This window comes from Ignavibacteriota bacterium (assembly GCA_016716225.1).
In the GTDB taxonomy this organism is placed as follows: Bacteria; Bacteroidota; Ignavibacteria; order Ignavibacteriales; family Melioribacteraceae.
Genome location: JADJWT010000001.1, coordinates 2,665,747 through 2,691,025, shown reverse-complemented (window position 1 = coordinate 2,691,025; position 25,279 = coordinate 2,665,747). Strand labels below are relative to the sequence as shown.

Genomic DNA, 25,279 nt, shown 5'->3' with positions numbered 1-25,279 from the left:
TAATTTTTACCATATTTGATGCACTTGCGTTTTAATTAATTTCTCGTATATCAAATTTACTTTTTCAAAAGTTACTTTATCTAAACTTTCTAAATTTGAAGTTAATAAATTTTCTCTAACTTGAATAATATTTTTTCCACCGGGAATTGCACAAGAGACTGCATCAAATTCTAAAATCCATTTTAATGCAAATTGCGTAAGTGAAAAATTACTGGGACAAATTTCTTTAATTTCTTCAACTGCTTGCAATGCTAAATCAAAATTTACTCCGGAAAATGTTTCGCCTTTATCAAAAGCTTCACCGTTTCTATTATAATTTCTATGATCATTTTTTAGAAATTCAGTTTGCTTATTTATTCTTCCGGTTAACAATCCCGATGCTAATGGAACGCGGGCAAGGATTCCAATATTTTTCTTTTTTGCCTGATCGAAAAATAATTCTGCTGGTCTTTGTCTAAACATATTAAAAATTATTTGAACTGTTTGAACATTTGGATATTCAATTGCTTTAAGCGCTTCTTCAACTTTTTCTACACTTACTCCGTAATATTTTAATTTACCATCTTTAACAAAATCTTCTAAATATTCAAAAACTTCTGGAATGTAATAAACATCTGTCGGCGGACAATGAAGTTGAAGCAAATCAATCGAATCAACTTCTAAATTTTTCAAACTTTGTTCAATAAAATCTTGAAGAGTTTTTTTGTTGTTATAACCTTTTGAATTATGCGGATTTAATTTTCTTCCAGCTTTCGTTGCAACAATAATTTTATCTTTGTAGATTTTTTTAATTTGAGAAATTAATTTCTCACTTTTTCCGGAACCGTAAACATCGGCAGTATCAAAAAAATTAATTCCATTTTCAACTGCAAAATGTAAAGTTTGCAGCGATTCTTTATCATTCACATTTCCCCAATCGCCGCCGATTGCCCATGCTCCAAAACTTATTTCCGATACTTCCCAGCCGGTTCTTCCGAGTTTTCTATATTTCATATTTTTTGAATATTTTATGAGAAAAAGTAATTATTCAATAGGTTTCACTGCGCCAATAAATTTGTTTTTATGATTAAAATAATTGTTTATTTCCTTTGGTAACTCTTTTGAGTTTTTGGAAAACGGAAAATTTTTCAATAATTGATAATTTCCTAAAATTGAATTTTTAAATAATGGTCCATTATAATTAGCTAAATCAATTCCACTCTTTTCAAAATTAGGATTTTGAATTGTGAAACTTTCCAAATTATAATATGATGAAAAACATTTTTCGTTTTGTGATGGTCCCCACCAAATAAGTGGATTTTTTTCATTTGAATTTTTGCGAACATAAACATTATTATCAAATTCTTTAAGTTGTGGATCACTTAATTTTCCGCAAAGTTTTTCAGATTGCCAAGCCAAGAAAAGTGGACGATGAAAATTTTCATCAGCAGTTAAAAGGTTATTCACAAATATATGATTATTTCTTTCATCAACATCCGGTCCTGTGCTTGGATGCCAGCCAAAATGATCACCTTGTGCACTTCTTGAATCCCTACCAATTACAACCATACTATTTACAAATGTGTTTTGATAAATTTTCACATCGAAACTATTGAGAACTAAAATCGCATGATCACAATTTACAAAAACATTTCCGGTACAAATTGCTTTTTGTGATATTTCAAAAAAGAATCCGTTTTGACTCGGCCAGACTTGGTTTTCGTTAACTTGTGTGTTTACATATCCAACATCTTGAATCCAATTATTTATAAAAACTCCATCCACATTTCCAACATCGTACCAAATTCCATTTGAGTAAGGATGCTCAATCACCAAATTATCATTACAAGTAACGCGATAAGTTTGATTAAATATTTTTACGGCTGCTGGATAGTATCCGGTAATTTGCTCAATATTATTTCTTCTGAAAATATTTTTTTCAAGCAGAACATCTGATGAACTAAGAATATATATTCCTTCCGTACTTGTATCTGAAATCAAGCAATTTTTTAATGTTAAATTATCTCCACGAATATATGCCGCAACTCTTGAGCAATAAGAAATTGTACAATTTTCGAATGTGGTTCCAACAACATCTTTACCAAAATCTGCTGGGTTTGCTAAACCTTCCGGTTCTGTTCCTTCTATCTCTATTGCTCTGTAAGCATATTGTGTAAATGTTATTCCGTGAATTTCCGGACCTTTTTTATCTGAAATTTTTCCATTTACATCTTTTGTAGTACGAATTAAAGCTGCATTAAAAGCTGTAATTTCAATTAGTTTTTTCGTCGGATCAATTCCGATATAAACATTTTTATTCTCATAATCTATAAAAAAAGAATTTTCATCAACCTCGCCTTCCCAGCCGGCAGATTGAAGAAATTTACCATCAATAAAAACCATATCATTATTGAATTTATGTTGAGCCGTAATTTTCCCTTCACGATTTCTTCTCCACCAAGAATCCGGTTTAGATGGAAATAAATATTCCCATTTAGTTACCCACAATCCGTTTCCCAAATTTTCCCAATTTTCTGCAATAAATGTTCCTTTTAAAATTGGATGTTCATCTTGGTAAGGCTGCATAATTATTTTTTGATTAAAAACTAAATTTCCGGCTCTATAAATTCCGCCTCTTAAAATAATTGCATCACCGGAATTAATTTTTTCAATCGCAGACTTTAACGTTGTTGGATTTTCTAAATTTTCACCGGAGCCATTTTTATCACCGCTTGGAGAAACATAAATTATTTTCCCAGAAACTTTTGGAAGATCATAATTTAATTGCGTTGGTCCGTAAGGTCCACCGGATGGTTGTGATAATATGATTTGATAAAAAAGTAAGAAAAGAATTGATGTAATTTTGAATAAAATTTCAGATTGGATTTTCATAGAATCTCATCGATTGAAAAGTAAATTTCAGTAAGAGATTTCTTCTAAAATTTACTAATGAAAATTTCTCAAACATTTATTGAACAATTGAAACGGTTTTAAATTACGTTAAAGTTTCATTTATTGCAACAATTTTTTATAACAAATATTTTAAGTTGATATCGGTCTGAATACATTTTGAAAAATTGTAATTGAATGTTTAACAAGAAATGTGATTTTTTAAGAAATAGATTTTGGAGAATAATTCAATAAAAATAAATTTTGACTTTATTTAATTTTCACAATTGTAATATGGAGAAATTAGATAATCAATTATAAATTTATTTTCACATCACATTATTTGAGTAAAATTATTTTTTTCGTTTGTGAAAAGTTTTCCGTTTTTAGTTGATAAAAGTAAATTCCAGCAGGAATATTACTTCCATCAAAATGAATTTTATAATTACCCGGATTTTGAATTTCATTTACTAAAGTGGCAACTTCTCTTCCCAAAACATCAAAAACATCTAAACGGATTAACGATTTAACATTTACTTTGTAGTTAATATTTGTAGTAGCGTTAAAGGGATTAGGATAATTTTGACTTAGATAATAATTATTTAATTTTGAATTATTAATTTGGTTATCAACATTTACCAACGTTTCACCTTGAATAAGAATATAAAGTGCAGAAAACGGCGGACATTCAATTTTTAAAGAGTCATCAACCTCATATGAGTATGGTGAAATTTCCCAATAATTATTTGGACCACCAGATATTTGTTCGGGACCAATTCCATTAACAAAAACTTTACTCGAAAATGATCCGTTTCCAAAATCATCTTGAAGCTGATACCAGAAAATTCTTTCTCCAATTTCAAAATTTTTCAAATCAAAATTAACAATTTTATTTTCTGAGGATTTATTTATTAGTGCAAGTCCCGCATGTTCAGAATCAAAAGTTGTAGCAAATGCTACAATATTTTTTTTAGAAGTATTTTTTTCATTTCCAACTTCACATTTCACCATTGAATCCCCAAAATATTTCTGGAAAAAAGTCATATGATAAAATATTGGATATGGTGTAAAATCACTCACGTTTGGTTCACTCCTTGAAAACATTCCATGATCATTGCCATCGCTCCATCCGTTTGCTAAATCCCATCTGTTAACTAAACCGTAACCTTGTTTAATAGCTTCGCCAATAACTAAAGTTCCATGCATTCCGTTGATATGTGAAACCATTTGTTTAGAACCAACAGCAAAAATATTATATTCGGTAAGTGCAATTGGTTTAGGATCTAGTCCAAATTCATTTAAATCTTTATGAACTTGGTTTTTGTAATTAGCAGTTTTTTGATATGAATCTAATATTACAGCAGCATTAGAATTTTGATCATAGGGTGTATAATAGCTGTGAACAATATAAAAATCCGGAATATTCCCCACAACTGGCATCATTTTTTCATTCCAAGATGTCTGAATTGCATCCCAAGATGTTTCTTCTTCGTAAGCTTGCAATCCAATAAATATTTCGTGACCAATTTCTTTTGCTGCAGATTTCATTGAATCAATAAAAATTAATGCATGTTGACCGTACAATTCACCATTAATAAATTTTGGTTGTCCATCTTTGTTTAATGTTTGATCAATTTCGTAACCTTTATTCCAGCTTCCGTAATTTTCATTACCAATTTCCCAAAATTTTGTTTTCCCGTTATCGTATCTCACCCATTCTGCAGCATAATGAGCAGCTTGCGCTACCGGATTATCAGATAATCCATAACGAGCATAAGCATAATTTACAGTAATAATTCCTGTAGAATTTACGGAATCAAGTAATCTGTAATAATTATCGATAGACAATGTCCAGTTTTCGGTGTTTTTACCATACCAAACATTTATATCGTTGGGAATGTCAGTTGGTTTTTTATTTGGAGCTCTGTCAAAAAAATATTCATTAGAAAGATTTCCTCCGGGATATCTCAAAATACGAGGATTTAGGTTTCTTAAATCTTTAACTAGTTTTGAATTATTCCACATAATTGTAGAATATGTATTTGCATTATTTCCATAAATATATTGGGGGATTTTTGTTAAAGTATCACCAAAATCAACTGTTATTGTTAAATCAGAAATTGAAGAAGTCTGTTCAATATTTGAATATGTTGTTGGAATTTCTATTGATTTAGATTTCCAATCATCAAGAAAAAAATTCTGTTGGGCAGTAATATTTTTATTAACAAAGCAAACACCGATTAAAATTAAAAATCTAATTTTCACATTTAACATAAATTATTCCATCAGTTTAAAATCAACAAAACAAAATATATACCAAAATTATAATGCTGATTTTAAACATTAATTAGGTTTAAAAAATTTTTGATTATAAAAATGATAACCTTTTTAACTATTTGATAATTTGAAAAATTAAACTGAACTTACTTTTTCAATGTATGAAAAATTTGTCAATTTGAATGAATTTTAAAGGATGTAATCAAAATGAATTATTTTTAATAAAAAAATTTGTTGCGTAAAATGGTTAAACAATAACGTAAATAGGTTTTTTATTAAATTTATTTTGAAATAATATTAACAGCAAAATGTAATTAATTAACTAAATTGAAAATAAGAATTATCTATAAATAAATAAGGTAAATTTTACTTAAACGTTATTAAATTTCACCATACAAGGAGTGCAAATGTCTGTACTAAATACAATTGATTGGATTGTTATTGCCGGGTATTTTTCAATTATTTTAGGTTTAGCCTGGTGGGTTATAAAAAAACAAAAAAATACTTCTGCAGATTATTTTCTTGCTGGTCGACATTTAGGCTGGTTTATTGTTGGAGCTTCAATTTTTGCTTCAAATATTGGATCAGAACATTTGGTTGGATTAGCAGGTTCTGGAGCTACAGACGGAGTTGCTATGGCTCATTACGAATTGCATGCTTGGTGTTTACTTGTTTTAGGTTGGGTGATGGTTCCCTTTTATCTTCGCTCTAAAGTCTTTACAATGCCGGAATTTTTAGAAAAAAGATTTAATCCGCATGCAAGAACTGTTTTATCAGCAATTTCATTGGTTGCATATGTCTTAACAAAAATTGCTGTTGGTGTATTTGCCGGTGGAATTGTTTTTTCAGTTTTACTTCCTGAAATTAATTTCATGGGAATGGATAGTTTTTGGATTGGTTCAATCTTAGTAATCATTATAACCGGATTGTATACTGTTGTTGGTGGAATGGCAGCTGTTGCTTACACTGAAGCTCTTCAAACAATTATTTTAATAATCGGTTCAGCTTTAGTAACATACTTTGGATTGGATGTAATCGGAGGATGGGCTGAGCTAAAGGAAATTGTTGGAACAGAAATGTTTAACTTATGGAAACCTTTAGTACCAGCTGGAATTGAAGGAACTTGGGCACCAATTAAAGAATCTGGTAAAATGGCTTGGTACTTTAATGATAATTATCCTTGGATAGGAATGTTATTTGCCGCTCCTATTATTGGATTATGGTATTGGACAACTGATCAATATATAGTTCAAAGAGCTCTTTCTGCAAATGGTGAAACTGAAGCTAGAAGAGGTTCAATTGCTGCAGCTTTCTTCAAATTGTTACCGGTTTTTATTTTTATCATTCCCGGAATAATTTCTTATGCTTTAGCGGTAAGTGGTAAAGTCCCAGCACTTCAAGCTGAATTAATTGGTCAAGATGGACAAATAATTAGAGAAAATGCTCAGCAAGCCTTTCCACTTATGGTTGCACATATTCTTCCGGTAGGAATTAGAGGCCTTGTTGTTGCCGGATTATTAGCCGCATTGATGAGTTCACTTGCCGGAGTTTTCAATGCATGTTCAACTTTATTTACAATAGATTTTTATTCAAGATTAAAACCAAATGTTTCACAAGAAAAATTAGTTTGGGTTGGTCGTGTTGCAACTTCTGTCATGGTATTAATCGGATTGCTTTGGCTTCCGGTAATTCAAGGTGGAAAAGGATTATATGATTATTTACAAGGTGTTCAAGCTTATTTAGCCCCACCGATCTTTGTGGTTTTCTTTGCCGGAATTTTTAATAAAAGATTAAATGGTAAAGGCGCTTTAGCTGCACTCTATACTGGATTTGCATTAGGATTATTTAGACTTGCGATCGATACCCCCGTAAAATTGGGCACAAATTTTACTTACTCCGAAGGTTCATTCTTTTGGATTATTAACAATATTTTCTTTCAATATTATGGATTACTAATATTTCTTGTAAGTCTTGCAGTTATGTTTATTGTTAGTTATTCAACTGAAGAACCTGATTATGAAAAAATTAGCGGGTTAACTTATGAAACAACCACTGCAGAACATAAGTTGGAATCTCGCAAAAGTTGGTCCGGAGTTGATATTTTTACTTCGGTATTGGTAATGGTAATTATAATTATTGCATATATCTTTTTTAATGGTTGATAAATCGAAGAGGATATGATGAATAAATATTCAATAGGTCTGGATTTTGGAACTAACTCTTGCAGAAGTTTAATTGTTGATATTAGCAACGGATATGAAATTGCTTCTCATGTATTTAATTATCCAAGTGGTGATGCTGGAATTCTACTTGACAAAAATGATCCAAATTTGGCCCGCCAAAATCCAGATGATTATTTAATTGGAATTGAAACAACTGTTAAGGGATCTATTGAAAAAGCAAAAAATACAGTGGAAAATTTTAGTCCGAATGATATTATAAGTATTGGCGTTGATACAACCGGAAGTAGTCCTATGCCGGTTGATGAAAATGGAAATCCCTTATGTTTTGATGAAAGATTCAAAAATAATTTAGCCTCTTTTGTTTGGTTATGGAAAGATCATACAAGCTTTAATGAAGCAGTTCAAATTACAGAATTAGCATCTAAAATTAGACCAAACTATTTGGCAAAAATTGGCGGAACTTATTCATCGGAATGGTGGTGGAGCAAAATTCTTCACTGCAAAAATACTAATCCGGAAGTTTACAATTCATCTTACAGTTGGGTAGAAATTTGCGATTGGATTCCGGCAAATTTAATTGGTGAATTAAATCCAAAAAAAATAAAAAGAAGTATTTGCGCTGCCGGACACAAAGCAATGTTTAATGATGCTTGGGGAGGTTTACCGGATAAAGATTTTCTAGATGAACTTTCACCAAATTTTGGAAATATGCTTTCAAATTTGTTTAATCAAGCATATTCTACTGAGTATGCTGTTGGAAATCTTTCTAGAGAATGGGCAGATAAACTTGGACTTTCAACAGATGTAGTAATTTCCGTTGGTGCGTTTGATGCACATCTTGGAGCGATTGGTGCCGGAATTTCCGAAGGTACACTTGTAAAAATTTTAGGCACAAGCACTTGCGATATTATGATTTCATCAATGAAAGAAAAATTAAATGATATTCCCGGAGTTTGTGGAATTGTTTCTAATTCGGTTATGGAAGGATTTTACGGAATTGAAGCCGGTCAATCTGCTGTTGGAGATATTTTTCTTTGGTTTGTAAATAATCTTGTACCGGAGTCTTACGGAAAAACAGTTGATGAAAAATTTGTAAATCTTGAAACTGCTGCAAATAAATTAAATCCTGGTGAAACCGGTTTATTGGCTTTGGATTGGAATAATGGCAATAGGACCGTTCTTGTTGATGTTAGGTTGACCGGTTTACTAATTGGTCAAACTTTACATACACAAGCTCATGAAATCTATCGTGCATTAATTGAGGCAACGGCATTTGGTGCTTTAACTATCATAAATAGAATAGAAGACAATAATGTTACTATTAACGATATAGTTAATTGCGGCGGACTTGCGATTAAAAATAAACTTCTAATGCAAATTTATGCGGATGTTACAAATCGCCCGATGAAAGTTTCAAAAAGTGAACAAACACCAGCATTAGGTGCCGCAATAAGCTCAACTGTTGCTGCTGGTAAAGATAAAGGTGGATATGAAAATATTGATGAAGCTAAAAATAAAATGACTGGAATTGATAAAACATATTTCCCAAATTCGGAAAATGTTAAAATTTATAAAGAGCTTTATCAACTCTATACCCAATTGCATGATTCTTTTGGGACAAAAGAATGGCAAGGAAATTTATACAACGTAATGAAAGAATTACTTGAAATTAAGAATTCCTTAAGGAGTAAAAATTGAATTTATCTCAATTAAAAAAAGATGTTTTAAATGCAAATTTAGATTTAGTGAAATATGGACTCGTGATACTAACTTGGGGAAACGTAAGCGGAATAGATAGAGAAAGCGGATTAGTTGTTATTAAACCAAGCGGAATTGAATATGAAAAAATCAAAATTATTGATATGGTTGTTGTTGATTTAAATGGAAAAATTGTTGAAGGAAAAAATAGACCATCTTCGGATACTCCCACACATTTAGAAATTTACAAAGCATTTCCGCAAATTGGTGGAATTACACATACACACAGTAATTACGCAACTATTTTTTCGCAAGCATGCAAATCCATAAATTGTATTGGAACAACTCACGCAGATCATTTCAACGGAACAATTCCGGTTACTCGTTTTCTTAAAAAGAGAGAAGTACAAAATGATTATGAATTGAATACTGGAAAATTAATTATAGAAACATTACAAGATTCAAATCCACTAAATAATCCGGCTATATTAGTTGCTGGTCATGCGCCATTTGTTTTCGGTAAAAATGCAAATGACTCTGTAAAAAATTCTTTGATTCTTGAAAGAATAGCAGAAATGAATTTAAAATCTTTTCAGTTAAATCCAAAATTAAAAGATTTACCAAAATATATTTCCAATAAACATTACGAAAGAAAACACGGCCCAAATTCCTATTACGGTCAAAAATAAAATTTGAAATAAACTCTGGATAAAATTATGAATTTTAAAAATCTTGAAGTATGGTTTATAACCGGAAGTCAACATTTATATGGTGAAGAAACACTTAAAAAGGTTGCAGAAAATTCTCAGAAAATTGTTAATAACTTAAATGATTCTAAAAATCTTCCTTTGCCAATTATTTTTAAAATAGTTGTTACAACTCCCGAAAAAATTTATAATATAATTAGTGATGCAAACGTTAATCCAAATTGCATCGGATTAATATTTTGGATGCACACATTCTCACCGGCAAAAATGTGGATTAATGGTTTGAATATTTTACAGAAGCCATTTCTTCATTTGCATACACAATTCAATCAAGAAATTCCTTGGGATTCAATTGATATGGATTTTATGAACCTCAACCAAGCTGCACATGGAGATAGGGAATTTGGATTCATTTGCACAAGAATGAAAAAAAATAGAAAAGTTGTTGTTGGTCATTGGAGTAATAAAAAAGTTCAAGAAAAAATTGCAATGTGGATGAGGGTTGCTTCTGCATGGGCTGATATGCAAAATATGAAAATTGCTCGCTTTGGAGATAATATGCGCGAAGTTGCCGTAACCGAAGGAAATAAAGTTAGCGGACAAATTCAGTTGGGATTTTCAGTTAATGGATTTGGAGTTGGAGATTTAGTAAAAGTTGTAAATCAAGTTGAAGAATCAGAAATAAATAATTTGGTTGATGAATATTTTGATTTATATACATTTTCTGATGAAGCTAAAAAAAATGGACCAAAATTTCATAGTGTTTTAGATGCCGCAAGAATTGAACTAGGTTTACGAAAATTTTTGACAAATGGAAATTTCAAAGCATTTACAACAACGTTTGAAGATTTGCATGGATTAAAACAACTACCCGGAATTGCTGTTCAAAGATTAATGAATGATGGCTTTGGGTTCGGTGCTGAAGGTGATTGGAAAACTTCTTCATTGGTTCGCGCAGTAAAAATAATGGCAAACGGACTTGAAGGTGGAAGTTCATTTATGGAAGATTATACTTATCACTTTAATCTAAATGGTGATAAAGTTTTAGGATCTCACATGTTAGAAATTTGTCCGTCAATTGCTTCAGGAAAACCAAAATTAGAAGTACATCCTTTGGGCATTGGCGGAAAAGAAGATCCAGCGCGGTTGGTTTTTAATGTTAATCCGGGAAACGCAATAAATGTTTCTCTTATTGATTTAGGAAATAGATTCAGGCTAATTACTAACGAAGTTGAAGTTGTAAATCCGGATAATGATTTACCAAATCTGCCGGTTGCAAGAGCTATGTGGATTCCGAAACCAAATTTGGAAATTGGTGCAGAAGCATGGATTTTTGCGGGCGGCGCTCATCATACTGTTTTTAGTAAAGCTATTACAAAAGAGTATATTGAAGACTTTGCTGAAATGGCGAACATTGAGAATTTGGTAATTAATGATTCAACAAATATTTCTGATTTCAAAAAAGAATTAAGACTTAACGAAATTTATTATAAATAAAAATTTTGAGGAGTTCCTTAAATTATAAATTTATTGAACTCCTTATTTTCTAATTTAAATTCTATTCATGAGACTTACCAGCAGCTTCATCATTTAATCTATTTTTTTCAGCAATTTTTGCAAACGGAAAATATACAGTCATTGCTAAAATTAATGAAATAACTCCCCACACTGCTGCTCGCCAATCACCTCCCGAAACAAGATAATGCCCAATAATTGGCGGTGTTGTCCATGGAACATTTATCACTGGTCTGCTTATCAAATCAAAATCCATTAAAATATAAGTTCCGGCAGTAAGAAATAAAGTAATTAAAATATACGGGACCATAAAAATTGGATTTAGTACAATTGGAAAACCAAAAAATATTGGTTCATTAATTTGAAATATTTGTGTAGGAAGTGAGAATCGTGAAATTTTTCTAAATCCCGGTTCTTTCGAATTCAACATTATTAACGCGAGTCCAATAGTTGCACCGGTTCCACCAACATTTACAAATGTTGTAAAAAATCCATACGCAGTAATGTAAGGCAGCGGTTGATTCAAAGACATTGCCGTTACATTTTCCGTTAAATATTGAAGAAATATGGGAGCTGCGATTGCATCCATAGCATTATCACCGTTAATTCCTACTGACCATAAAAGTGTAACTAAAAATGCGTAAACTAAAATTCCAGGTAAAGTATTAAAAGCAAATACTACCGGTCTAAAAATTAATTCAACAATACCATTAATATCAATTCCTAAAACATATCTTATTACCCAAAACAATATTAATAAGAAAAATAACGGACTTAACGAAACAAATGATTCATAAACAACGGGCGGAACATTTTTAGGTAAACGAAACACTAAATTTTTATCGGTAAAAAATTTTTGAACACTAACAGAAATAAATGCAATCAAAATTGCAGTGAAAATTCCTTTAGATCCAAGATTGTCAAAAATTAACAATTCATCTTCAGGATTAAATTGAATTAACAAAAATATCAATGCAGAAAGTGAAGCGCTAATAATTGCCTCTTGCTTCATTTGTTTACCTAAATCATATCCAATTGAAAAACAAACAAACAGTGCAAGCAATCCAAATGTTGCACTTACCGGAATATCAAGAATTGACCTGTATGGTTCAATAATTTTATCCCAACCATTAAACGGAAAATATGAAATAATTATAAAAATACTTCCAACAATTGTTAACGGTACAACTGCAACCATACCTGCACGAATTGCAGATAAATAAGGATTTTCACTTAATAGATTTAATGGCGGAACGATATGTTTGTTCATAAAGTCGGTAAGAGCTTTATTCATTATTTAACTCCGTAGTTTTCATCTATATTATTAGTTGGTAAATATTTAGACAAAGATAGTAATTATTTGGAAAAGATATATGCGCAGTTTTTTAAAGAAAAATAATTTCTCAAAAATTTTAGTAGGGAGAAATTGTGTAACTTCTATTTCTAAATCAGAAATAATGCAAAATAAATTTAGGTAAATATTTTATAATTTAAGAAAGATTATAATTTCCATCCTTCTCTATATTGTGTATTTATTAAATTATTTGCTTCATCATTATTTTCAAATTTCATTTCATTTGCATTCCATTTTAAATTTTTATCTTTAACTTGAATTGCAATCATACCAAGTAAAACCATCTCAGTTAATGCACCGCCGTATTCAAAATTTGAACTTGCCGGAATTGCATTTTTCCCTTCTTTACATGCACGTAGCCAATCATCCTCATGCGATCCTTTTATTCTAGGTATTTTTTTGGGAGGAAGTTTATATTCCTTCATTTTACTTTCTGGAATAATTCTCACATTATCTGCTCCATGACTTCCATGCATAATTACCCCTTTATCGCCAATTATAAATGCGCCACTTGCTGGAATATTTCTGCCAATTTCTAAATCTTCCGGAATTGGAGGCATTAATCTTCCGTCATACCATGTAAGCTTAATTTCATTCCGTTTATCATTTGCCGGGAAAATATATCGAACGATAGATGCTCTGGGAAAAGTTTGAGATGCAATTTCTGGCTCCCAATGTGTTGATGTTGCTTCAATTGAAGTTGGAGCAAATAAATCTAATGCCCAAAAAGCTGGATCAAGAATATGACATCCCATATCTCCCAGTGAACCAGTTCCAAAATCAATCCACGATCTCCAATTTGTTGGATGATAATCAGGATGATAATCTCTGTACATTGCGGGTCCCAGCCATAAATCCCAATCTAATTCATCTGGAATTTTAACTTTTTCTGTTGGCATTGATTTAATCAAAAATGTTGACCAAGGATCTCCACCAACGGGTCTATCTGTCCATGCATGAACTTCCCTAACATTTCCAATTGCACCATCTTCTATCCACTCTTTCAAAATTCTTATATGATCAGAAGAATGCCCTTGATTTCCCATTTGAGTTTGAACACCATAATACTTTGCTGCTTCCATTATTTTTCTTGCTTCATAAATATTATGCGTAAGTGGTTTTTGACAAAATACATGCTTCCCTTCTTGCATTGCAGCCATTGTAATAACAGCATGCGTATGATCCGGTGTTGCAATTAAAACCGCATCAATATTTTTTTCCTTTTCAAGCATTATGCGATAATCTTTATAAATTTTTGCATTAGGATATCTCTTAAATGTATTTGCGGCATAGGTGAAATCAACATCACACAATGCTACAATATTTTCATTCTCTAACATTCTTAAATTTGCACCACCCATTCCGCCTACACCAACTGCAGCTATATTTAATTTATTACTTGGTACATTTTTTCCTCTAATTATAGATGGAATATAATTAATTGCAAATGTACTTAACGCAATATTCTTAATAAATTTTCGTCTGGTAGTATTATTCATTTTCGTCTCAACTATTTTAATTTCTTAAATTTAATATATTTTATATTATATTATAAATATCTATCGATGTTAGTGTTTATTAATATCAATTGATAATATGATCATTTAAATTAATATTAAAAGCAAAGATTTAATTAAAATTAATATTAGAGATAATTCTTATTATAATTTACAAATAGTTACAATAATTAATTTAGTTAAAGTTGAATTTGGTTCTAAAAAAAAATCCGATTAAAATTCTTTTCAAATTCGAGATTTTCAAAAGTATTTTTTTAACATTAATCTTTAAACTTTAAAAATAATTTAGAACAATTTGTGAAGGAAAGTCTGGATATAAAATCAAAATAAAAATATTCAGTAATAATTTAGATATGCTTTAAAAACGTTCAAATTAAATAATTGTTTTTAGATTTACGGGAAAACAGCAAAATTCATAATTATCGGTTCTTCAGAATACTCTGAAATACTTAATTTTATTTTTGTTGTTTCTAAATTATCAATTTTATGAATACGTTTATGACCAATCGAAATTCCGTCAGCTATTATTATCCAACGTTCATCGACGAATGCTTCAATAAAATATTTTCTAACTCTTTCACCTTTAGATATATCTTCTTGAATTACAATATTTTTTATTAATTGAGGTGAATCAGAAATTTTCAATTCGAATGCATGACCTATAAAATTTGAAGAAGCTATAGGATTTTTAAAAAGTCTATTTAATTCTTTGCCAAACTCGGAAAAAATATTTTCGGCAGACTGGGGAAATTGTCCGGAAGTGTCAATTGCCATTCCAATTAACATATTTGCATTCTTCCCAACACTGGTATAATATCTATCTATTAGTTCGTCTACAGAAAATAACAAACTATCTTGATTTGCTTTCCATAACCAACCACCATTCCATGCATTTTGTTTAATATTTGGGAAATCTGCTTCTGCTGGACACCAAATTTTCCCACCAGGATCTCCATGAAGATTTGGAATATTTACTAATCCAAGAGATGAAGTTACTGCATCTGCGCGACTCCAATGAGGATATGGTGCCCTTCCATCCTCATTTCCAATCCACCTAATTAAATTACGACATTCCATTGGCCCTTGAAATAGAATTGCATTAGGTTGACAATCATTTATTAATTGAATAACCTCATTTGCTATTCCTCCAATTTCATTTGATTTAACTCCTCCATCAAACCAAATTTCAAATAATTCTCCGTATTGCGTCCATAATTCTTTAAGTTGTTTTAGATTTGTATCATTAAAAATTTTTTGCTGTTCGGCGTTTAGTTCTTGATTAAAACCTAAGTCCATGTATGTATTAATATTTGTGTTGTAATACAAACCAGGTTTTATATCATACTTTTTACATGAATTAATGAAATCCTTTACAATATCACCATTTCTATTTTTCCAAGGCGTATTTCCAACATTATATCCGTGAACTTTTGAAGGCCACAATGTAAAACCGGTTAAATGTTTTGCCGTAAGTATTGCGTATTTTGCACCGGCATCTTTTGCTGCTTTTATCCATTGATCAGTATTTAGTTTTGATGGATTAAATACGCTTAGATTTGGTAAAGTTTCCTTATTATTAAAATCAAATGTTTCAGGTTTAAAAATACTGATATCAAGATGTATAATAACTCCAATTTCACAATCCGCCCATGCGATTTGAGATTTTGTTGGTAAAATATTTTCGCTTGTTTGACAGTTTATAATTGATGTTAGTAAAATTATACCCATAAAAATTATTTTCATTTCGATCTCATTTAGGAAAATACATCAATTAATAATTTGTATTTGTTTTGATCTAAATTCTGGAACAACCTCATTAATGAGTAAAGTTCCGTCAACATATTGTCCGTCAATCACTGTTTTAAAAGGCGAGTGTAATTTAAATTTAACGTTCCAATCTTTAGGCCAAGAAGGCAATAAATAAATATTTTCTCCGTCGTTCTGAAGTATCATTGATTGTAGAGTCTTCATTATAATTGCGCCATGTGTTTGATCCGGAGTCCAATCATAATTTGGTCCCCAAAATGCCGGAAACCTTGAATCAATATTTTTATTTTTCGTTCGCTCAATTAAATACTTTTTAGTTGTATCTGTTAAAGCTAGATAAGAAGCAAATAAGTCATCTTGTCGCCAGCCCCAATTACCTTTATCAATGCGATGAACAAAAGCATTGATTGCCAGATCTTTTTTTTCAGAATTAAAATTTATCAGTTGAAATGGAAAAACAGCATAAAGTTCCGGATTTTCGATATTCATTTTTTCTTCAAATTTTTCGGCTGGAGCAAACATTTTAATATCATTTATTTCATGAGTTGGTAAATCCGGTATTTTATGTTTAACATTTTGCCAATAATTTAATAATACTTTTTCAACCAAGTTTTCATTCAGTTTTAATAATCTATTAAGTACTGAATGTAGTCCGGCAATTTCGGGCATAGGATTAGTACATTTCCACCATGTTTCAGCAGATTGCGACGGCTCCATTTTCAATTTACCATTTTCTTTTTTATAGTACTGATCAAAGAAAGTTATAATTTTATTTGCAAAAGGCACAACGTATTCTTTCAAAAAATTTTCATCCATTAAATATTCATAATAATCTAACATTAAATAAATAAGTTCAAGACTAGAAACCCATTCATATTTATGCCATTTACTTTCTTGAAGTTTATCTTTTCTTTCATCAAATGAAGTTAAGCCATATGATTCAGTAAAAGTTTCTCCCCAGAAATAAATACATTCGGGAATAAATATTCCATCAATATTAAAATATAATTTTGTTCTATAGTTAAATAATTCAAACAAATCTTTCACATACATTTTGAATAAAGGCATCATTAATTCGTAATCACCGGAAGTGCACATTGTGTAATACGGCAAACGTGTATTCTGCCACCAGTAACCGGGTCCCCATCTTCTATAATCAGCATCACCGGGCGCATCTTTGAAAGGTACATTAAATATTGAACCGTTAAATTTGATCGGATACTGCCCTCTTCCACCACAAGCATTAATATATCTTTGTAAAATATATGACTGCGTAATTCTAAATGTTTCAGATTTACTTTTTTCCTCTTCGGAATTTGAAGTAACATAAATACAACTTCTATTCCAGAAATCTGTCCACCAAGTACAATGCTTTTGTAATCTTTGTTCGATCTCAATTTCCTCTATTGATTTTATTTTTTCTTTAAGGTTTTTCTGCCACTGTTTTGATGATGAAGGATGCTCGGTTGAAACATAAATATTAAAAAGATGGTTTTTTGATGATTCAGAAATCAATTTAGTATCACTTATTTTTTTTGGATTGCTTGATGTAATTATTGCTCCAAAAATTCTATTTTCTAAAGGATCTACTCTATTAAAATTCCCTAAACCTTGATGTTTCGCTGTAAATTTTGGACCTATTGATTTTCTATTAAAATGATACCACCCAATACTATTTTCTAAATTACTTAAAACTGAATCCGGTTCAACAACTGTTGGTGCAATCTGTTTATTTACAATATTATGATCAAACATAACATCGCTGACTTCAATACTGGAAAGTTCAGTTGGTTTTGTTCGCCATAGTTCAATTTCTGCAATTACCTCAGTTTCATTTTCACTATTTATTTCTAAAGTAATTACGGGATTATTTGCATCAACCCATAACTTAAATTCATATTGTGCGTATTTAATTATTATTGTTGAATTTTCTAAATGAAGTGTTTGAATAAAATTTCTTAATGGGATTTTGGGTAAAGGAGATAGTTTAAACCTAACTTTACCAATTTTCAATAATCTGCCATTATCACCCCAAGAATCAGTTTTCCCAATATAAAAAAGCAAATCACCATTTTCTTCTGTCCAAACATTTAATCCAATATCACCATTTCCAATTGGCATTGAACCATTAAAGTCTTTGCTTGGGCTATCCCAGCTAACATTGTAACTTGCTAAATTATATAAATCATTTTCGAGAAGTGAATTATTAAGCTGTCCAAATATTTTTAAGCAAAATAGTGAGTTAAGAACTATAAAATATAATAGATAATATTTATTAAACATAAGCGACAAAAATTTTGTTATAAGAATTTAAAATGTGTTTTCAAAAGTAAATTACCAATTTTATCTTGATATTTCGCAATAATTAAATTTATCAACTGAAAAATTTAAGATAATAAATTTTTTGCAACTGTTATGTAAGCATCATTTTCTGAATAATATTTAGTTAAAAGCAATTAAAAATAATAATGTGATCGTCTAGATTTGAATTTTAATTATTACTGTATGCTAATTTAAATGTATAATTTATGGAATGTTTGCAGATACCACTTGATCTACAGTTAATCAAGATTTGGTTATTCTACTTCCTCGTTTCCCCTTTTTTGGTGATAAGTTGATTGATTTGATTTATGAGAAAGTTGGAAAATTATGAAATTGGTAAATATATTATTTAGTAAGAAATTACCAAAAAATAAATGTCAAATTGACTTAATGACAAAATGAAAGATTGAATAAATCGCTAGAAAACAGTTTATTTGGGTGTGAAATTTTATTGAAGATTTTTCTAAAACTACTACGATTTTTACTACTGTTAACATTCTTTAAAAAACAAAACCCTCATAAGTAATTATCTTATAAGGGTTTATGTTGTGGGAACTATAGGATTCGAACCTATGACCCCCTGCTTGTAAGGCAGGTGCTCTGAACCAGCTGAGCTAAGTTCCCATTCAAAATTTGAGCTGTAAATTTAATCTAATAGTTGTTATGATGCAAATTTTATTTTATAATTTTGAGCGAGCGACGGGATTCGAACCCGCGGCATTCAGCTTGGGAAGCTGACACTCTACCAACTGAGTTACACTCGCATTTTTCTCTTTAGTAAAATATTATATTTTTCTAATTTTTGAAATAGCATAATAAATATTAAAATTGCAATAAATTTATTTTATTATTAAATATTTTTATCAACCTATAGAAAATTTTTTATACCAAAATTTTTACTGTGATATTTAATAATCAAAAAGTTAACTTTCGATCAAATTTTTTCAAATACTTTTATTGCAGAAAATCTTGATTAAAAATAAATCTACTATTAACCAATTCGGAATTGTAATTTTTTTTGTTTTAATAAGTCTTTTCTTTTTTGACTCATTAATTTTATTTCCAATTAAATTATTCATAATTTTTTTTCATGAAATTAGTCATGTAATAGCCGGAATTGTTTCCGGAGGAAGAATTAATTTTCTTACATTCGATTTAAATTTATCTGGAAAAACTTCAATAGATGGCGGAAGCTCTTTATTTATTGCTTCATCTGGATATTTAGGCAGTTTAATAATAGGTTCATTAATTTTTATTTCAGCATTTTCAAATAGATTAAAAAAATGGTATTTCAACATTCTTGCGTTAATTACTTTTATAACTTCAACTAATTTGGTAAAAGGTGACCTACAAATTTTTCTGGGAATTATTGTTTCAATATTACTGTTTTTAATCCCAAGATATGTACCAGAAAAATTCGCTAATCCATTTCTTCAATATTTAGGATTAATTAGTTGTATGTATATTACTACTGATATAAAAGAAGATTTGTTAACCCAAACAATTAGAGAAACCGATACACAAATTTTAGAATTTTTAACCGGAATTTCTGCAAATTTATGGGGATTGCTTTGGTTTGTAATTTCTATTTTTGTTGTAATATTTTTATTACGATATTCATTTAAATATTCGAAAAATTAGTTTTCCGGCTGAACATCTTTCACAAAATTTAAACTTAATAATCCAATTATAAAAAATATTCCTACTGATAAAATTGCATATCTTTGATTCCCGGATACAAAACTTACAAAGCCAAAAACCAATGGACCAACTACTGCGGAACTTTTCCCAAATAATGAATAAAATCCAAAGAATTCCGTTTTCTTACTTTGTGGAGTTAATTTGGACATTAAACTTCTACTTGTTGATTGCGTAGCTCCCATCACGCTACCGGCTAATAACCCTACAAAATAAAAACTTTTAATCATTGTTTCTTGATCAGAAATATTAAATATTTCGGAAATTGTTTGAACTAAAAAACTTTCGTTGCTGCTTGTAAAGTATGCAAGAATAATTGTAAATATCCAAATAAATAAAGAAATTATAATAGACTTTTTTTGACCGATTGAATCAGAAATTATTCCAAATAATATTGATCCAAATATTGCAGTAGTTTGAACAATAATAAAAAATATAATTAATTCCATCATTGAAAAATTTAAAGTTGTTGAAGCATAATTTCCCGCAAAAAATATTACCGTATTTACTCCTTCAATGTAAAAGAAAAATGAAAGCAGAAATAATGCTAAATTTTTATAATCTTTAAGATGTTTAATTGTATTTAATACTCTGTTAACGCCAATGCTGATATAAGAAATTTTACTTTCAACAATTTTTCTTGAGTCATTTAAGAATAAAAATATTGGTATTGAAAAAACTAAAAAGAAAAATGCAGCAAGCGGAAAAGTTTCTTTAATATTTCCCTTTTCAATAAATGGAAATGATAAAGCAAGAATAATTAGTGAGCCTAAATAACCCATTGCAAATCCGTATCCGCTTACTCTTCCGTAATTTTTCCTTGATGCAATTTCCGGTAAAAAAGAATCATAAAAAACCAATGCGGCTTCAAATCCAATATTAGCAAGGATGAAAAGAATTAACGCGGTTATTATATCACCTTGATTTGTAAAATAAAGTAGTGAAGTTGGAATTATACAAAGTAGTGTGAAGAATAATAAAAATCTCTTTTTCCCGGCTGAGTAATCTGCAATTGCACCAAGAATTGGAGATATTATTCCGGTAAGAATCATAGAAATGCTTATTCCCAAACTCCAAAACAAATCGCCAATTGGCAATTTTTCTGCAATAATATCTTTGAAGTAAACAGCAAAAATGAAAGTTACAACAACAATAGAATAAGAGGTATTTGCAAAATCATATAAAGTCCAAACAAAAATTTTAAACTTATTTGAATCCGAATTTATTTTATTATTGTTTTGGTAGAGAGTTTTCAATAAGTCCTCTGCCGGCCTTTTTCAAATTTCCACCGGATTTAATATCAGCAAGAATTGCATCTAAAATTCCATTTATAAATTTTCCACTTTTTGCGGTAGAATATTCTTTCGCAATTTCAATGATTTCATTTATCGTAACCTTGGGCGGAATGTCTTCAATATATAAAATTTCTCCAACTCCAATTTTTAACAAAATTAAATCAACAACAGCAATTCTTGAAACGTCCCAATTTACAAGGCGTTTTTCAATTTTACTTTCAATTAGTTTTCTATTTGCAATAATCAAATTAACTAATTTACTGCAAAATTCTTTATCATCTTCTGATGTAATTTCAGAAAGTTGATCACTCATAATTTCTGAAAGTCCGGCTGCATCCATTTCGTATGCATACAAAACTTGCAAAACTTTTTCTCTTAATTTTCTTCTTTTTGATTTCATAATTTTTGATATTCATCCTAACTTGTGGAATATATTTTTTTTATTCCCCCTATTTGTTTCAATCTTTCTTCGGCAATTTGATTTGATGCTAAATGAGTTGGGATATTTTGTTCTTTTGAAATTCTAATAACTTTGGTCAAAACATCATAAATACCATCTGCTTGTTTTAGCGCACGATCTTGACGGTAACCTTTTAATTCATTAGCAACATTTATCAAACCTCCGGCATTTATAACATAATCCGGTGCATATAAAATTCCTTTTTCTTTAAGCATATCGCCGTGTTTATTTTCATCTTCCAATTGATTGTTAGCAGAACCAGCAATAATTTCACATTTTAATTTTGGAATAGTTTTATCATTTATAACTGCTCCTAATGCACATGGAGAAAAGATTTCACATTCTTCATCATAAATTTTTTCCGGAGCAACAGTTTCTGCATCAACTGAATCAAGAACGGTTTTAATTTTTTCATCAACAATATCCGAAATAATAATTTTTGCTCCTTCGTTAAATAAATGTTCGCACAAATAACGTGCAACTCTTCCGGCACCTTGAACAACAACTCTTTTCCCACTAAGAGAATCATTACCCCATTTTGCATTTGCACAAGCTTTCATTCCCATATAAACTCCGTAAGCAGAGACAGGTGCGGGATCTCCAGATCCGCCTAAAGCTTTAGAAATTCCGGTCACAAATGATGTTTCCATCAGAACATATTCCATATCGTTTACTGTTGTTCCAACATCTTCTGCAGTTATGTATCTACCCGATAATCCTTCTATAAATTTTCCAAATGTTCTAAATAATCTTTCGGATTTATCTGTTTCCGGATTCCCAATTATTACTGCATTTCCACCGCCAAAATTTAATCCGGAAATTGAAGCTTTGTATGTCATTCCTCTTGATAATCTTAAGACATCATTTAAAGCTTCATCAAAGCTTGAATAATTCCACATTCGGGTTCCGCCAATTGCCGGACCTAAAGTTGTATCATGAATTGCAATTATTGCTTTCAATCCAGAATCTTTATCCGAACAAAAAATTACTTGTTCATGACCAAATTTTTCCATAACATCAAAATTTTTCATTTTTTCTCCATTAAAATCATATTGCAAAAAACCAAAACATCACCAAACTTATGCAATCTCTAAATCTGTAATAGAATGATTTTTGCATATTCAATTTATAATTTGAACTAATTACATCAGCATTAAGATTATAGAAATCAATCATTTCTTCAACTCGTTTCAAATGAAATTGATCAGAAATTATTATAAATTTTTCAGATTTTTTTTCATTCATCACAATATTTTTTATAAATCTAATTTGTTCATTTGTGGTTGAGGTTTTTTCTTCAATTAAAATGTTGGGCTTTGGAATATTGTGATTAGTACTTAAATAGTTTGCGGCAGCTTTTGCTTCGCTCAATTCTCCCGGCGCATTTCCTCCGGTTAATTGAATTTTTCTTATAATTCCCTTCTTAAAAAGTTCAGCACCTTTTTCAATTCTTCCAGAAAAAATTGGACTTGGTTTATTTTTGCTCCATACTGCAGCACCTAAGATTATTCCATAATCATATTTTGCATTTTTGTTTGAGTTATGAAATTCATCAGTAAAAAAAGTATAGATAAATGAAAATCCTAAAAGAATAATTATTATTAACCCAACTGCAACGCTTGAAAAAAAATAAGATAACAAAGGATAACCCAAATATGTGAACTAAATAAGAAAAAGAACAAACAGAAAAAATGCTTGATTGAAGACAAATAAAATTGCTGGAATAATTTTTTTTAATGGATATCCAAATAAAAATTCATCGGCAAATTTGAAATCAACAAAGTTAAAAACGATAATTACAAATAATGGAAGCAAATATAAAACCGAAAATGTAATTAACACCCTTGATTTTAATAGATTAAAACTTTCCTTTTTCTGTAAAAGCAAAAGTGCACCAACAACAAAAACAATCAACAGAAATATGCTTAATATATTCCCGGTTTTGCTTAAACTAAATTCAGAAATTGAAAGGTTATTTTGATAATACTTTACGAAAAAAAGTAAAAACGTATTTACTACAGCAATTGAAGAAACAATTAAAATATTTTTTATTTGAGTTGACATCAACTATAATTTAGGAATAATTTTAATGAAAATTTCTTCTTTTTCATTTATAGAAATTGAAGAATTTATTTTAAATATGGATTTGATATTTTGCTCCGTCAATACTTCATTTGGTTTAGCATCAAACTCAATTTTGCCTTTATTCATTAACAAAATTCTTTTACTAAAATGGCTTGCCAAATTTAACTCATGAGAAATTAACATAACAGTTAATTTAAACTCATCATTTAATTTTTTCAATATATTAAAAATTGCTACTTGATGTTTAATATCTAAATGCGCATTTGGCTCATCTAATAAAATAATTTTGGGATCTTGAATTAACGCTCTTGCTATTAATGCTCGCTGAGCTTCACCACCAGAAACTTCATTTATTCCTTTATTTTTAATGTGATCAATTTCAAGTAATTCCAAAACGTTATTTACCTTTTCTTTATCTATTTCATTTTCAATTCCAAAAATATTTTGATATGGAGTTCTTCCCATCATCACAATTTCATAAACAGAAAATTGGAAGAACATTTTATTTATCTGAGGTACAAATGAAACAATTTTTGCGAATTCTTTTCGTTCATATTTATTATAATTTTTATTATCTAAAAATATTTGACCATTATTTGGAATGAGAAGATTTGCAATTAGTTTAAGCAGTGTTGATTTGCCAGAACCGTTTGGACCAAGAACAGTAATAAATTCACCAGCATTTACTTTTAAATTTAATTCGGAAATTGAGAAGAAAGTGTATGGAGAATTTTTCTCATATTTGAAATCAATATTTAAAAGTTCAAGAAAATTCATAATCATAAAAATTTAATTGCAAAGATATGAATTTTAAACGAAGGATTTTTATTTTTTATAAAATTGCACTCAAATTAATGAGTGCAAAAATTTATTGAAGTGAAAAAACAATTGGAACTGTTATTCTTACTTTTACTGGTTTTCCTCTTTGTTTCCCAGGAATAAATTGCACTGATTTTAAGGCTTCAATTGCAGCTTCATCACAACCCGCTCCAATTCCTTTAAGTACAGTTATGTCAGTAACATTTCCGAATTTATTTATTGTACCTTGTAGATAAATTTTGCCGCTTATTCCAGCTTTTTGTGCAATTTCCGGATAAATAATTTTACTTTGTAAAGCAGCTAAACCGCCAATTATTTCTGGCATTTCTTCAACCCAAACAAATGGAGGTTGGTCATCAATTTCTTCAATTTCTTCTCTGTAATTTTTTGCATCAGAAACATTTGCAGTTGGAATTAAATCTGTATTTCCAATTTCAATATCAATTATTTCCTCATCTTCCGGAATTTCAATGGGGATTATTGGCAATTGTGGAGGTGGTGGAGTTTTAATTCCAGTTGTTATTAAAACATCTTCAACTGTAATAATTTCATTTTCAATTTTATGAATTTTGGTTTGTGATTTTACTTCCGGGAAAAATCTGAATGCGAGAATAACAAAAAAGATTGAAAATATTAGCGAAATCTCAAAAATTCTTTGATGTTTAAGTTTTAAATCTACTCTGGGATTTTTCTTTAGCATGGCGTTATCTCCTT

General features: G+C 29.9%; 19 protein-coding genes and 2 tRNA genes. 6 read left to right on the top strand and 15 right to left on the bottom strand.

Annotation, left to right across the window (positions count from 1 at the left end; translation table 11 throughout):
- Window positions 1–6 precede the first annotated feature (6 nt).
- The 3 genes from IPM32_11910 to IPM32_11900 all read right to left on the bottom strand — a co-directional run bounded on the left by IPM32_11910 (window position 7) and on the right by IPM32_11900 (window position 5,142).
- A complete protein-coding gene (locus tag IPM32_11910; GenBank protein MBK8945959.1) occupies window positions 7–993 on the bottom strand; it encodes an aldo/keto reductase in 987 nt (328 codons plus the stop codon).
- 30 nt (window positions 994–1,023) lie between these two features.
- The gene (locus IPM32_11905; protein ID MBK8945958.1) at window positions 1,024–2,871 is read right to left on the bottom strand and encodes a right-handed parallel beta-helix repeat-containing protein; all 1,848 of its coding nucleotides are present in this window, start codon (window positions 2,869–2,871) and stop codon (window positions 1,024–1,026) included.
- 336 nt (window positions 2,872–3,207) lie between these two features.
- The gene (locus tag IPM32_11900) at window positions 3,208–5,142 is read right to left on the bottom strand and encodes a T9SS type A sorting domain-containing protein (protein MBK8945957.1); all 1,935 of its coding nucleotides are present in this window, start codon (window positions 5,140–5,142) and stop codon (window positions 3,208–3,210) included.
- A 410-nt stretch (window positions 5,143–5,552) separates the two neighbouring features.
- On the opposite strand from IPM32_11900, the gene IPM32_11895 reads away from it, so the two are divergent.
- From IPM32_11895 to araA, 4 genes are read left to right on the top strand one after another with little or no spacing between them, the layout of a single operon-like run.
- Window positions 5,553–7,307, top strand: coding sequence for a sodium/solute symporter (locus IPM32_11895; GenBank protein ID MBK8945956.1), 1,755 nt, complete (start codon window positions 5,553–5,555; stop codon window positions 7,305–7,307).
- An 18-nt stretch (window positions 7,308–7,325) separates the two neighbouring features.
- Window positions 7,326–9,026 (top strand): ribulokinase, encoded by a 1,701-nt coding sequence (locus IPM32_11890; protein MBK8945955.1) that lies wholly within the window; start codon window positions 7,326–7,328, stop codon window positions 9,024–9,026.
- Window positions 9,023–9,715 (top strand): L-ribulose-5-phosphate 4-epimerase, encoded by a 693-nt coding sequence (locus IPM32_11885; GenBank protein MBK8945954.1) that lies wholly within the window; start codon window positions 9,023–9,025, stop codon window positions 9,713–9,715. The genes IPM32_11890 and IPM32_11885 overlap by 4 nt, the downstream gene beginning before the upstream one ends.
- A 24-nt stretch (window positions 9,716–9,739) precedes the next feature.
- Window positions 9,740–11,230: an L-arabinose isomerase gene (gene araA, locus IPM32_11880; GenBank protein MBK8945953.1), complete on the top strand. Its 1,491-nt coding sequence runs from the start codon at window positions 9,740–9,742 to the stop codon at window positions 11,228–11,230.
- 61 nt (window positions 11,231–11,291) lie between these two features.
- Here araA and IPM32_11875 read toward each other — a convergent pair whose 3' ends face one another.
- From IPM32_11875 to IPM32_11850, 6 genes are all read right to left on the bottom strand, one after another.
- Window positions 11,292–12,542: a PTS sugar transporter subunit IIC gene (locus IPM32_11875; GenBank protein MBK8945952.1), complete on the bottom strand. Its 1,251-nt coding sequence runs from the start codon at window positions 12,540–12,542 to the stop codon at window positions 11,292–11,294.
- Between the two features lie 206 nt (window positions 12,543–12,748).
- Window positions 12,749–14,101 carry a Gfo/Idh/MocA family oxidoreductase gene (locus IPM32_11870; protein MBK8945951.1) on the bottom strand — a complete coding sequence of 451 codons (1,353 nt, stop codon included), beginning with the start codon at window positions 14,099–14,101 and terminating at the stop codon, window positions 12,749–12,751.
- Between the two features lie 411 nt (window positions 14,102–14,512).
- Window positions 14,513–15,862, bottom strand: coding sequence for an alpha-L-fucosidase (locus IPM32_11865; protein ID MBK8945950.1), 1,350 nt, complete (start codon window positions 15,860–15,862; stop codon window positions 14,513–14,515).
- A gap of 24 nt (window positions 15,863–15,886) precedes the next feature.
- Window positions 15,887–18,169, bottom strand: a complete 2,283-nt coding sequence (locus tag IPM32_11860; GenBank protein MBK8945949.1) for a hypothetical protein — start codon at window positions 18,167–18,169, stop codon at window positions 15,887–15,889.
- Between the two features lie 588 nt (window positions 18,170–18,757).
- A tRNA-Val gene (locus IPM32_11855) sits at window positions 18,758–18,832 on the bottom strand.
- Window positions 18,833–18,899: 67 nt separating this feature from the next.
- Window positions 18,900–18,972, bottom strand: a tRNA-Gly gene (locus IPM32_11850).
- Between the two features lie 205 nt (window positions 18,973–19,177).
- On the opposite strand from IPM32_11850, the gene IPM32_11845 reads away from it, so the two are divergent.
- Window positions 19,178–19,849, top strand: coding sequence for a M50 family metallopeptidase (locus IPM32_11845; protein MBK8945948.1), 672 nt, complete (start codon window positions 19,178–19,180; stop codon window positions 19,847–19,849).
- On the opposite strand, the gene IPM32_11840 is transcribed toward IPM32_11845, so the two are convergent.
- From IPM32_11840 to IPM32_11825, 4 genes are read right to left on the bottom strand one after another with little or no spacing between them, the layout of a single operon-like run.
- On the bottom strand, window positions 19,846–21,132 hold the full coding sequence (locus tag IPM32_11840; GenBank protein ID MBK8945947.1) for an MFS transporter: 1,287 nt from the start codon (window positions 21,130–21,132) through the stop codon (window positions 19,846–19,848). The genes IPM32_11845 and IPM32_11840 overlap by 4 nt on opposite strands.
- Before the next feature lie 4 nt (window positions 21,133–21,136).
- A complete protein-coding gene (gene nusB, locus IPM32_11835; protein MBK8945946.1) occupies window positions 21,137–21,601 on the bottom strand; it encodes a transcription antitermination factor NusB in 465 nt (154 codons plus the stop codon).
- Window positions 21,602–21,618: 17 nt separating this feature from the next.
- The gene (locus IPM32_11830) at window positions 21,619–22,692 is read right to left on the bottom strand and encodes a Glu/Leu/Phe/Val dehydrogenase (protein ID MBK8945945.1); all 1,074 of its coding nucleotides are present in this window, start codon (window positions 22,690–22,692) and stop codon (window positions 21,619–21,621) included.
- A gap of 16 nt (window positions 22,693–22,708) precedes the next feature.
- Window positions 22,709–23,302 carry a YdcF family protein gene (locus tag IPM32_11825; protein MBK8945944.1) on the bottom strand — a complete coding sequence of 198 codons (594 nt, stop codon included), beginning with the start codon at window positions 23,300–23,302 and terminating at the stop codon, window positions 22,709–22,711.
- 58 nt (window positions 23,303–23,360) lie between these two features.
- On the opposite strand from IPM32_11825, the gene IPM32_11820 reads away from it, so the two are divergent.
- The gene (locus tag IPM32_11820) at window positions 23,361–23,642 is read left to right on the top strand and encodes a hypothetical protein (GenBank protein MBK8945943.1); all 282 of its coding nucleotides are present in this window, start codon (window positions 23,361–23,363) and stop codon (window positions 23,640–23,642) included.
- An 86-nt stretch (window positions 23,643–23,728) separates the two neighbouring features.
- Here IPM32_11820 and IPM32_11815 read toward each other — a convergent pair whose 3' ends face one another.
- Window positions 23,729–24,529, bottom strand: coding sequence for an ABC transporter ATP-binding protein (locus IPM32_11815; GenBank protein ID MBK8945942.1), 801 nt, complete (start codon window positions 24,527–24,529; stop codon window positions 23,729–23,731).
- An 85-nt stretch (window positions 24,530–24,614) separates the two neighbouring features.
- Window positions 24,615–25,265 (bottom strand): energy transducer TonB, encoded by a 651-nt coding sequence (locus IPM32_11810; protein ID MBK8945941.1) that lies wholly within the window; start codon window positions 25,263–25,265, stop codon window positions 24,615–24,617.
- Window positions 25,266–25,279 lie beyond the last annotated feature (14 nt).